Annotated in this window: 6 protein-coding genes and 3 pseudogenes; 5 read left to right on the forward strand and 4 right to left on the reverse strand. The window is 69.5% G+C overall.

Annotated features, from left to right (window positions below; genetic code table 11):
* Window positions 1–42 precede the first annotated feature (42 nt).
* Together AB0M08_RS31185 and AB0M08_RS31190 are read left to right on the forward strand one after the other, a co-directional pair.
* Window positions 43–840 (forward strand): type IV toxin-antitoxin system AbiEi family antitoxin, encoded by a 798-nt coding sequence (locus AB0M08_RS31185; RefSeq protein WP_364500922.1) that lies wholly within the window; start codon window positions 43–45, stop codon window positions 838–840.
* Between the two features lie 174 nt (window positions 841–1,014).
* Window positions 1,015–1,809: a nucleotidyl transferase AbiEii/AbiGii toxin family protein gene (locus AB0M08_RS31190; protein WP_364500939.1), complete on the forward strand. Its 795-nt coding sequence runs from the start codon at window positions 1,015–1,017 to the stop codon at window positions 1,807–1,809.
* 197 nt (window positions 1,810–2,006) lie between these two features.
* Here AB0M08_RS31190 and AB0M08_RS31195 read toward each other — a convergent pair.
* Window positions 2,007–2,384, reverse strand: a pseudogene (locus AB0M08_RS31195) (transcriptional regulator); the annotation flags it as partial.
* A gap of 170 nt (window positions 2,385–2,554) precedes the next feature.
* Between AB0M08_RS31195 and AB0M08_RS31200 the strand changes: the two are divergent.
* Window positions 2,555–3,709, forward strand: coding sequence for an ISAs1 family transposase (locus tag AB0M08_RS31200; RefSeq protein ID WP_364500941.1), 1,155 nt, complete (start codon window positions 2,555–2,557; stop codon window positions 3,707–3,709).
* 275 nt (window positions 3,710–3,984) lie between these two features.
* On the opposite strand, the pseudogene AB0M08_RS31205 reads toward AB0M08_RS31200, so the two are convergent.
* Window positions 3,985–4,389: pseudogene (locus AB0M08_RS31205) on the reverse strand (carbohydrate-binding protein); the annotation flags it as partial.
* A 724-nt stretch (window positions 4,390–5,113) separates the two neighbouring features.
* Here AB0M08_RS31205 and AB0M08_RS31210 point away from each other — a divergent pair.
* Both AB0M08_RS31210 and AB0M08_RS31215 read left to right on the forward strand, forming a co-directional pair.
* Window positions 5,114–5,875 (forward strand): pentapeptide repeat-containing protein, encoded by a 762-nt coding sequence (locus AB0M08_RS31210; protein WP_364500924.1) that lies wholly within the window; start codon window positions 5,114–5,116, stop codon window positions 5,873–5,875.
* 1 nt (window position 5,876) lies between these two features.
* Window positions 5,877–6,839, forward strand: a pseudogene (locus tag AB0M08_RS31215) (TerC family protein); the annotation flags it as partial.
* A 413-nt stretch (window positions 6,840–7,252) separates the two neighbouring features.
* On the opposite strand, the gene AB0M08_RS31220 reads toward AB0M08_RS31215, so the two are convergent.
* Both AB0M08_RS31220 and AB0M08_RS31225 read right to left on the reverse strand, forming a co-directional pair.
* A complete protein-coding gene (locus tag AB0M08_RS31220) occupies window positions 7,253–8,446 on the reverse strand; it encodes a translation initiation factor 2 (RefSeq protein ID WP_364500927.1) in 1,194 nt (397 codons plus the stop codon).
* 160 nt (window positions 8,447–8,606) lie between these two features.
* A complete protein-coding gene (locus tag AB0M08_RS31225) occupies window positions 8,607–9,458 on the reverse strand; it encodes a fused MFS/spermidine synthase (protein WP_364500930.1) in 852 nt (283 codons plus the stop codon).
* Between the last annotated feature and the right edge of the window lie 233 nt (window positions 9,459–9,691).

A 9,691-nucleotide genomic window follows, 5' to 3' on the forward strand; every position in this document is an offset into this window, starting at 1 on the left:
CTGGCATCGTTAGTAACTGTTCACGATACATAGGTGCATCCGATGACACGGACGATCCCGCCTTCGATGGGGGGTATCCTCGAAGAATTGGAGCTTGAGCAGCCCACGCTTGTCACGAGTGAGCAACTCGCTCAGCTCGTCGAACGCCACGGCCTGCGTACCCCGGTCCGGATCGTGGCCGCGCGACTGCGTGAGCGGGGATGGCTACTACCAACAGGGCAACGCGGCGTCTGGGAGTTCGCACCCGCCGCCATGGCGGGCGCCTATTCCCGTAGCGACCCGCTCATGCCCCTCCGTGCCTTTCTAGCTCAACGAACTTCCGCGCGGTGCGCCTTGACCTTGCAGGCCGCCGCTTGGGCATTCGGCTTCGCCGATCGCGTACCGACCCACATCGAAGTTGCCGCCGCGACGACTGAACTAGCCCGTCAATTACCCGCCGACATCGCGGCATCCGTCTTCGATCCTCACCTTCACTATCGCGATCAGCGCGGTGTCCCGGTGCTCGCCCCGGAAAGCATCCTCGTACACATGACGGCAAAGCCCGGTGCCGTGCGCTCCTGGGCGAGTGCGCTCGAATGGCTCCCGGAACTTGCCGCCGACTTGTCTTGGGAAGAACTGTCCCTCGAACTGGCCGGCCGACCGTCGGCCACCAGTGCCCGCACCGGCTATCTGCTCCAGGGGCTGCGACCCGACCTGGCCGGCGCGATCCGCGAGTCGAGCCCCCTGCACGGCAAAACCTGGTTCGGCCCGCGAGGACAACTCCGCCGCCATGACAACACCTGGCAAGTCGCCGACACCAGCCTCCCCTTCGACCCCCGCACCCTGCGAGCAGCCACATGAACGACATCAACCTGACCGTCGGACACATCGCCCGGCAATACACCGCGTGGTGCCGGTGCCCAAGGCCGTGACGCCGCCATCGTCGACATCGCCCAAGACCTGCTGCTTCGCCACCTGCACGGGCTCGGCGTCCTCGATGCGCTGACGTTCAAGGGCGGCACCGCGCTGCGCAAGCTGTACGCGGGAAACGCCGGGCGGTTCTCCCTCGATCTGGACTTCTCCAGCACCGAGATCGGCGCCGATCCCGACGACGCGCTCACCAACCTGATCGCCGCCGTCGACGGCCTCAAGGTCGGCCCCTTCGGCTACGGCGTCATCGAACGGCGCGGCAAGTGGACACTCACCTACGACCACAGCTTCGGCGGCGACACCGGTGCCCTGCAGAGCAAACTCGACCTGAATCCGCCGCCGTGGCTGCCGCCGGTACTGCGCGGATGGCAGCCCTTGCCCATTCACGCCCGGTACGGGCTACCCGTTCTACCTCAGCTTCAGGTGATCCGCCTCGAAGAGAACATCGCCGAGAAGATCGCCCGGCTGAATCGCGCCACTCCCGCCCGCGACATGTACGACCTGCGCTGGGCCATGACCAACACCCCTATCACCGGCAAACTGGATCACGTCCTCGTGCGCCGTCTCGCCGTCCTCAAAATCTGGGTCGATGCCAACGGCCTCCACGCCGGCGACACCTTCTGGAAACCCGGCCACGAAGGACCCGCCTTCACCCCCGAGAGATGGCTCCGTGACCGCAGCACCGGGGAGTTCGACGAACAGGACATCGGAGCACTCGCCGTCCCGGCCCCCACCGCGGCCGAGCTGTCGGAAGCCCTTCGCACCCATTTCAGATTCCTCGCCGACCTCGACGGCGACGAACGACTCCTCGCTCAGGCTCGGGAACAGGACCGTCCCCTCGTACTACGCGCCCTGGCCACCCTGCCCGGCGGCCGACTGGCCGACGTCGGCCTCTACTGACTTCACGGCTGCCGACGGACCCGGCCCGTTAAGTCATTCGGCGACGAGGGCCGATATGGCGCGCGGCACCGGGCTGTCAGCCCACTCCTGCACGTTCCGGAGTTGCCGGGCGAGAGTCAGTCGCTGTCGTAAATCCTCCACCTTTCGCACAACTCGGCCAGGACGCCGGCCCGAAGCGGCCGTTGGTGAGGTTGCCCCTAAACTTCCACTCCCATCTGTTCGGCCAGTTCCGCGATAGGGGCTGAGGGTGTTCCCCGAGTGCGTCGCAGTACCTCGGAGAGGACCTCGTGGGCCAGTGGCCGACACCGGACTTCTGCGGGGGCGAGCTGCTCACCTTCCAGCAGCATCTCGCTGGCCTTCTCGATGTTGCCGACCTGGGTGTAGCTGCGGGCAAGATTCAGGAAATGGTGGGCGCGCTGCGCAAGTGGGATGGCCGCGAAGCTTTCCGGGGCGACCTGTTCGTGGCACTCCATCGCGACACGGCCATCGCCGAGTTCAACTGCTGCGGCTGCCCTGTGTAGCTGCACGTTGGTCGGGCCGAAGGTGGTCCAGTAGTGGTTGAAGTCGCCGCCCAGTTCCTGGGCCACGGCCGTTTCATGATCGATAGTGGCGGTGAGTGACGATGCCTGTGTTGGTGTGTCGGATATGGACGAAGCTCCGTTGAGTCCAGGTCTTCTCAAGGATCTGGTTCAAACGGAGCTTCGTCGTGCCGCAGTCTGCCACCCTCAGCACCGATCCGTCGCCCGTGCCGCTGTCCGGGGACGTCTCGTTCACGCCTTCGTGTCACGGTCTGCTCGACCTGCTGCTCGCCGTCGGCGACGGCCGATCCGATCAGGGCCGTGATCATCCGGTCGCGGTCGTGCTCGCGCTGGTCGCGGCAGCCACGGTCGCCGGGTTGAAGGGCTACACCGCGAGCGGCTGGGTCGCTGACGTACCTACCGACATCCTTGACAGCCTGTATGCGCGGGTCGATGCCCGTCCTGGCGGACGGCCGTCACGCTCGACGCTGTGGCGGGTCTGCACCGACACCGACGGTGACATCCTGGACATGGTGATCGCCGAGTGGACCACGACCCAGCGCACCGGCTCCGGTGGACAGGCTCCGACCAGCACCGATTCACCAGCACAGGTGCGCCTGGACGGTAAGACCGTGCGCGGCGCCGCCGACCCGGACGGCGAGCAACTGCATCTGCTGTCCGCCCTGGCCGGCTCCCCTGGCCCGGACCCGGTCGCCGTCATCATCGCCCAGGCACCGACCGACGGTGCCAAGACCCGAGAACCAGAGACTGCCCGCGCCTTGCTGGAAACCCTCGATCTGCGCCAGGTGACCGTCACCGCGGACACGCTGCACACCGTCAAGGCCACCGCTGAGCTCATCCATCAGCAGGGCGGCCACTTCGTGCTGCCAGTCAAGGAGAACCGGGCCGCGCTGTTCGACGCCCTCAACGCCTTGCCCTGGGCCACGACCGGGATCGGCCACGAGAGCACCGAGGTCGGGCACGGCCGGAGCACCCGCCGGACCATCCGGGTCCTGCCCGCCCCGCCGGATCTGCCGTTTCCACACGTCAGCCAGGTCTGGCTGATCGAACGCTACGTCACCACCAGCAACGGCAAACAGTCCGCCGCCGCGCAACTCGGCGTCACCAGCCACCCCGCCGAGATCGCCACGTTCAACCGCGGCCACTGGGCCATCGAAACCCTGCACTACATCCGCGACACCTGCTACCGCGAGGACCAATCCCGCATCCGCACCCGTTCCGGGCCACGCGTTATGGCCTCGCTCCGAAACCTCGCGATCAACGCGCTACGTCTGGCCGGACGACCCGACATCACCGAAGCAACCCGCTGGGCCAACCGCGACATGACCAGGCCATTCACCATCCTCGGCCTTACCGGATGATGTTGAAACGGCCGTGAGGGCGAGCCCACTGAAATCCTGCGTTGCGACGGGAGACGGGGGACTGCCCGGGAAACGGTGTAAACGGCACCGCATCGATCGCGGAGTGCCAGGTCAACGCCTTCCGCGCACCGCCGTCACGGCGATCGGTGGACAGTCCCGTAGACGGATGCGGCGGGCCGAGAAGGACTTCCTTGCCTGTGCGGTTCTCCTTCGGCCCGGCCGCTGATCCGGGGTGTTGTCCAGGGCCGGCCGGGCTGGGCCGGCCGGCCCTGGGGTCAATGGCGGAAGGAGAACCAGTTCACCGAGACGAAGTCTGTCGTTGCGGTGGTGGAGAAGGTCAAGTAGACGGTGTGTGTGCCGGTGATCGTGCCGACGTTGCCGGGGACGGAGCGCCAGGACTGCCAGCCGCCGGTGTTGTCGATGGCGAAATCGCCGATCGGGGTGGCTGTGGGGGAGTCCAGGCGGACCTGGACCAGACCCGAGGCGCCTCCGGCGACGCCGGAGGAGACACGGGCGACGAAATCGGTGGGTGAGGTGGAGCCGAAGGCGACGTCGTCGAAGCGGGCCCAATCGCCCGACGCGATCGAGGTGATGTCCTTGCCGCCCTCGTCACAGGTCTCCACCGTGATGCCGCTGCGGGCGTCGTAGGACTCGGCCTGGATGGTGGCGAAAGCGTCCCGGGTCGACGTGGCCGCGGAGGTGGTGGTTCTCGCGGCGGTCGGAGTCGCCGTGGCGGTGGTCGTCGTGGCGGTCGTCGTCGTGGACGTCACGGCGATGGCCGGGCCGGCGTCGCGGGCCGGGGTGAGAGCCTGCGCTGAGGCGCTCGCGGGGACCTGTGCGCCGGCGGCGCCGCCGGAGACGACGGCCGACGGGTCGCCGGAGGCAGGGAAGGCCACCGGTGTGGGTGCGGACCCGGACGCCGCGCCGGGTACGTCGTACGTCAGCTGCGGGATCGCGGGTACGCCGCCGCCGGTGGTGGAGCCGGGGGCGAAGCGGTTCCAGAGGGTGACCGCGAGCAGGGCGGCCAGGGCCAGGACACAGCCGAGTATGACGATCCACGGGGAGGCGGCGAAAGCGAGGCTTGCGGGGGAACGCCAGGCACGGTGCCTGCTGGTCATCGAGTCCTCAGGGGAATGAGTCAGGGGATGAGAGGGCGGCGGCGGGTGCCGCGGGAAGGATGTTACTGGACAGTATCGACGTACGGGAGACGTACCGAAGAGGTACTGAAGACGGTGATGACGGTGATGACCGTCGTGGCGGAAACCACCACGACGGTGAGCGACACGGGGCGGCCGGCGGGTACCCACTGGAGCTGGCCGGAGCGGTAGACGGGGGTTATCCGGGTGGGAAGACGGCGGCCCTCCGGCTACTGCCGGAGGGCCGCGCTCGCCGACAATGGTCGGCATGACCAGGTGGGAAGCTGACTGTTCGAGGTGCGCGGCGCTCTGCTGCGTGGCGCCGGCGTTCGCCAAGTCGTCGGATTTCGCCGTCGACAAACCGGCCGGGCGGCCCTGCCGCAACCTGGGCGACGACTTCCGCTGCGGGATCCACGAGGAACTGCCGCAGCGGGGTTTCCGCGGGTGCGTGGTGTTCGACTGCTTCGGCGCCGGGCAGCGGATCACCCAGGAGACGTTCGCGGGGCGGGACTGGCGGTCCTCGCCCGAGCTGGCCGGGCCGATGTTCGCGCTGCTGCCGGTGATGCGCCAGCTGCACGAGCTGATGTGGCTGCTGACCGAGGCGCTCGCGCTGGAGGAGGCGCGGCCGGTGCACGACAGGCTCGAGACGGCGTTGTCCGAAACCGATCGGCTGGCCGGTGGGGATGCCGGCGAGCTGGTGGGGCTGGACGTGGATGCGTACCGGCAGCGGGTGAACGGGGTGCTGCGCAAGGCCAGCCAGCTTGCGCGGGCGAGGGTCGGCAGGCGGCTGGTGGACCACAGCGGGGCGCAGCTGATCGGGCGGCGGATGCGCGGTGCGGACCTGCGGGGCGCGAGTCTCCGCGGCGCGCTGCTGATCGGCGCGGACCTGAGGGACGCGGATCTGCGGCGGGCCGACTTCACGGGAGCCGACATGCGCGGCACCGATCTGCGGGGCGCGGATCTGAACGGGGCACTCTTCCTGACTTCGTCACAGTTGCGCGCGGCAGTGACGACAGCCGATCAGACCTAAGATGGGCGGCATGTTGTGGCTGGCGACCGTGCTGGGGATCATCGGCCTTCTGCTTTTCGACTTCTTCGTCCATGTACGGCGGGCCCATGTGCCGCGGTTGCGTGAGGCCGCACTGTGGACCTCGATCTACGTGTCGCTCGCGATCCTCTTCGGCGTGGGCGTCTGGGTCTTCGGCGGATCGGCGATGGGCGCCGAGTACTTCGCGGGCTATGTCACCGAGGAGGCGCTCTCGGTCGACAACCTCTTCGTGTTCCTGCTCCTGCTCGGCAGCTTCAAGGTGCCGCGGGCGGACCAGCAGAAGGTGCTGCTCGTCGGGATCGCGGTGTCGCTGATCGCCCGGACGGCGTTCATCTTCCTGGGCGCGGCATTGATCAACTCATTCGCCTGGGTGTTCTACCTCTTCGGGCTGATCCTGCTGGTCACGGCGGGCAACCTGCTGCGGGAGAAACGGGACGACGAGGGCGAGCAGGCGGACAACGTCGTGATCCGGCTGGCGCGACGGGTGTTGCGGACCTCGGACACGTACGACGGCGACAAGCTGGTGACCGTGCGGGACGGGCGGCGGGTGCTGACCCCGATGCTGCTGGTGATGGTGGCGATCGGCGGCACCGACATCCTGTTCGCGCTGGACTCGATCCCGGCGATCTTCGGGCTTACCCAGAACGTCTACATCGTCTTCACGGCGACGGCGTTCTCGCTGCTCGGGCTCCGGCAGCTCTACTTCCTGATCGACGGGCTGCTGGACCGGCTGGTCTACCTCTCGTACGGGCTGGCGGCGATCCTCGCGCTGATCGCCGTCAAGCTGGTGCTGCACGCGATGCACCAGAACAATGTGCCGTTCATCAACGAGGGTGAGCGCATCGATGTCGTCGAGATCCCGACGCTGCTCTCACTCACACTGATCGTCGGGGTGCTGGCGCTCACCGTGGGGGCGTCGCTGCTGAGCCCGCGAGGGCGGTCGCGCACTTACGAGGCGGCGGCGCGGCGGCATGCGACGGCGTTCCTCGACGTGGAGACCGACCCGAAGTACTGCGATGAGATCTACCACCAGCTCCTCGACCAGGAGGAGAAGCTGCGCGGGTTGCCGGAGCGGCACCGGACCAGGGTGAGCCGCCACGAGGACCTGATGGACCTGCTGCGGCGGGCCCACGACCTGCACGCCGAGCGGGTCGCGGCGGGCACCTGCTTCGCCCCGGAGGCCGCGACCGCGAAGCACTGACAGGCCGGCGGGACAGCGCGAGGCCGCTGGCCGGGCGCGGCGTTGCGGGCTGGCCGGGCGCGGCGTTGCGGGCTGGCCGGGCGTGGAGTCGCGAGCGGGCACGGCGCTGGGCCGCACGCGGTGGGGTGGTGGCTGGTCGGCCGGGACGATGGGGCCGGTCAGCGGCCGGCGCGGGGGTCGTTGTCGCGGGTGCGGTTGAGGTAGGAGGAGAGGTTGGTCATCTGGCCGCTGAGGCGTTCGCGGCCGTCGGCCTCGCTGGGGGAGGCGGAGACCAGGTTGGCGACGCGGGCGGCCAGGTTGGCGGCGCGGGAGGCCAGGTCGGGCTCGGCGTAGCGGCTGTCCTGCTCGGCGCGCAGGGCCTCCTCGGCGCGGAGCGCGTCGGCGTCGGTGCCGGGGCGGTCGGAGTAGCCACGGCCGGAGACGGGCATGGCGGAGACGGGCTCGGCGTACTCCGTGTACTCGGCCTCGACGAACTCGGCGTCGACGTAGTCGGGCTGCGAGTGCTGCGTCTCGGCGTAATGCGTGGCGGCGTGCGCGCCCGGGTGCGTGCCGCCGGGCGACCCCGCGTGCACGGGTGAGCCGGAGTACGCGGGCGAACCGGGGTACGCCGACGAGCCGGAATGCGCGGGCGCACCGGAATGCGCGGGCGAACCGGGGTACGCCGGCGAACCGGGGTACGCCGGCGAGCCGGAATGTGCGGGTGAGCCGGGGCCGGGTGCCGCGTACGTGCCCGGGTGGGACGGCTGCGGGTCGGCGTAGGTTGCGGGCTGCTCCGGGGCGGGGCCGGGGACCGGGACGTAGCCGAGCAGCGTGACCGTCTGGCCCTCGCCGCCCTGGTAGTTGTTGAACTCCGGGCCTATCACCAGGCGGGAGAGCATCCGGGCCTGCGGGGCGGGTACGCCGATCTCGTTGGCGTTCTCCACCCGGAAGCGGGCGATCGCCTGGCGCAGCACGTTGGCCAGCTTGTCGGCGTCGCCGACCACGGCCAGGTCGCCGCCGGCGAAGACCAGGGCGGGGTGGGTGCCGCCGGGGCCGTTGCAGACCAGCTGGAGCTGGGTGACCGTGGCGTTCCGGCCGGTCTCCCGGTTGCCGGGCTGGACGCGCAGGTGCTGCGGCCAGAGCCAGAAGAGCTCTCCGTTACTCACGGTTGTCTCGTTCGCATACGTATAGCGAACGCGGCGGTCCGTGACGAGGACCTCGGCCTCCTCCGGCAGCGTCCAGCGCGGCAGTGAGGAGGCCTCGTCGAACGCGTACTCGGCGACGGCGCACCGGCCGCGCCACAGCACCCGCTCGCCGCTGTCCAGCGGACCGAGATCGGTACCCGGCGCGGACAGGAAGTGCTGGTGGAACATGGTTGCCTTCCCCGTTCAGGCGTGACGGCTGGTAAGCCCTCTCGACACGATTACAACCGTGGAAGGCGGGTGTCGCCAGTCACCTGACGGGAATCACACTGATTCTTTCGGATTCGACGCCGTTCAGTGATCACCGGTGCACCATCGGCCTAAGTGACCGTTACGCTCGGTTACCAAAAAGGCCTTCGGGTGGGAGCGGTGACGGGACGGCTGCCGCGTCGGGGACCGGGGTGGCGCCGCCCGCGAATCGATCGAGATCGGTCTCGACGCGGCCCGGGAACCAGTCGCCGGCGGCCCGCCGGGTCAGCTCGGCGACCGGCGGTTCGGTCCGGCCGGCGAGCACCACGAGATTGCCGAACCGGCGGCCGCGCAGCACCGCGGCGTCGGCGACGAGGCAGGCCCGGGGCAGGGCGGACCGGAGCGTCGCCACCTGGGTACGGGCGTAGCGCAGCGGCGGCCCGTCCGCCACGTTCGCGATCAGCCAGCCGGCCGGGTCCAGGACGCGGGCCAGTTCCCGGGCGAACTCGGCGGACGCGAGGTGGGCCGGGGTGCGGGCGCCGGCGAAGACGTCCAGCACGATCACGTCGTACCCCGCGTCCCGCATGCCCTCGACGGCGGCGCGGGCGTCGGCCACGCGTACCCGGATGCCGGCGTTGGCCGGGAGCGGAAGCTCGCGGCGGACCAGCTCCACCAGTGGCCCGTCGATCTCGACCACCCGCTGCGCCGAGCCGGGCCGGGTGGCCGCCAGATAGCGCGGCAGGGTCAGCGCGCCCCCGCCGAGGTGCAGCGCACGCAGCGGACGGCCCGGCGGCGCGATCAGGTCGAGCGCCGCGGCCATCCGCCGGACGTACTCGAACTGTAGGTGGGTGGGGTCGGCGAGGTCGACGTGCGACTGCGGCGCGCCGTCCAGGAGCAGGGTGAACGCGGTGTCCCGATCCGGGTCGGGTACCAACTCGGCGGTCCCGGAGCCGACCGTCTCCACCCGTCGCCGGGACGACCTGCGCTGTGCCATCCGATCATTGTCCCGGTAGCGATCCGGGAGCGGCCGGCCGGTAACCGCGCGGATGTCCGCGCGTTGGTCCGATCTATGAACAACGTGACGGTTCTCGATCACTCCCTGACCCGCCGCGCCGCCCTCGGCGGCGTGGCTGTTCCACCCAGGTCGTTGCACCCGCCATTGAGCATCACCCGGGTGCCCTCGTCGCCCAGCTTCACCCAGGAGCACTGGATGTTGTCGATCCTGCC

Origin of the sequence: Actinoplanes sp. NPDC051851 (assembly GCF_040681165.1) — a bacterium.
Taxonomy (GTDB): domain Bacteria; phylum Actinomycetota; class Actinomycetes; order Mycobacteriales; family Micromonosporaceae; genus Actinoplanes.